Annotated in this window: 1 pseudogene; it reads left to right on the top strand. The window is 66.5% G+C overall.

The features are described 5' to 3' along the window. Window positions 1-391 precede the first annotated feature (391 nt). Window positions 392-1780 (top strand): annotated as a pseudogene (locus ON27_RS29405) (hypothetical protein); the annotation flags it as partial.

The raw sequence follows: 1780 nt of genomic DNA, 5'->3' as shown, positions 1-1780 counted from the left end.
TCCTGAGCGAATCCCGCAGCCGAGTTCGTCTCGCGGTGTCGAGGTGTCAGAGTCCACCACCGCCGGCCAGCCCTCCGCGACTGCGCCAGCGGTCCCCTCCGAGGACAGCGAAACGCTGCTCGACACGGCCGCAACCAGCGGACCTGACACATCACCACACAGGCCCGAGCATGGTCGGCACACTGAGTCACATCCGACTGCACAACCGCCATCCGTCGATCCGAGCGAGGTCCCGGCAGCGACCCCGGAGAGCGACCGGATCGCAACAACGAAACCGAGGTCGGCTGCAAAAACCTACGCCGCCGCGCTCGCGGTCATCGAGCCCTACGAGCGGTACGAGACCTTCCGCAGCGGGTTCAGCGCCGACCACAGCGTTACCGCGGGCGGGCGGATGTACCTGTTCCGCGAGCCGCGAATGGCGGGGGAGACCTACAGGGTTTTCACTGCCAAAGCCGCAGTGGGAAGGAACCTACCGAGATGGACCGAGCACGCGCTACGCGGTGATGACACAGCATGGCAGCGCGAACCCGTCAAGCGTATAGGCAGCGTTGAGCGGGTCGAGCAGATCATGCCGCTCATCCGTGCGCATCTCGCCCAGACTGCTCATCGTGAAGCGCGCGAACTCGCTGACCCGGGCGCGGTCGATGCCGCACATCGTGAGATCAACGACATCGTCGCGGAAGCTACCGACCGCGTCAGTGCTGAAAGCGGTCAACGCACCAGGGACGCAGTCCAGGCCGCCATCCGCTCGATCGATGCCGGCACCTACTCCGCGAGCGGTCGCACGCAACTGCGGACCGTACTGTCCTCCGCGGCCCCCGAGGTGTCGATGTGGTTGTTACTCGCCGCCTTGGATCATCTGGATGACGCCACGGTCGCCGCCAAGGGAAACCAGCGGTTCGCCGACCGCATCGCAGCCTCCCAGCATTCGCGACAGCGCGACTCCGAACGGCAGGCGCCCTCGGCTGCGCGTGGATCGAGCGCTGATGGCAAGACTGCCTCGCCGAGCCAACCCGAGGAATCTGCCGAAGCCCGAGCCCGCAACCGCTCCGCGGCTGAGGCTGACGACGCACTGACACTGTTCGACATGCCCGGTGCGGCTTCCGGGCCGTCGGACGGGGGAATTGCCGCTGGCGCGACACCGCCCGTCGAGACAGCCACCAACGACCATCCGGCCGCCCACCGCGCCGACGATGCCACCGCAGGACCGACCTCTACGCCGGAATCCGAAGCTCCGGAAGAGGAAGCCAGCCAAGCAGCATCTGACATCAGCACGACTACAAGGCCCGCCGTCCCCGCCGAGGCGCTCGCGCTGGAGCGACTCGCGGAAGAGAGCGGATGGCGTCCGCTCGGCCTCCGCATCAATCGGCATGACAACTACTACCTATATCTCAGGCAGCCCAGTCTGGACTTCGATCCTGGCTACTCGCTGTCGTGGCGGTTGAATCCGCGCACCGGTGTTCTCGAGTTCGACCCGTTCCGCTCCAGAGTCAGCAGCCGCGGGCAGACCTTGTCTGTCGTGCGTGACCTCGATGACGTGCGCACGGTTATCGAGACCAGCATTCATGACCCAGATGCCGCGCTGGCGTTGATCCGTGCTCATGCCGCCGCCCTCGACCCGGCGGACGCGGCTACAGAGCCGACGGGGCAGCAGACCGGCCACATCGCGGTGCCGCCTCAACGCGACCCGGATGGTTCGGTTGAGCTGGCTGGCGCGATCGTCAACAGCCTCACCGCGGATCATCCCTTGGTGCGGCTGGCGGAGATGGGACGGATCGAT

The organism is Nocardia asiatica NBRC 100129, from assembly GCF_000308415.1.
GTDB classification, from domain to species: Bacteria; Actinomycetota; Actinomycetes; order Mycobacteriales; family Mycobacteriaceae; genus Nocardia; species Nocardia asiatica.
Note: the sequence above shows the minus strand (reverse complement) of the source record. Positions and strands in the feature narration are given on the sequence as shown.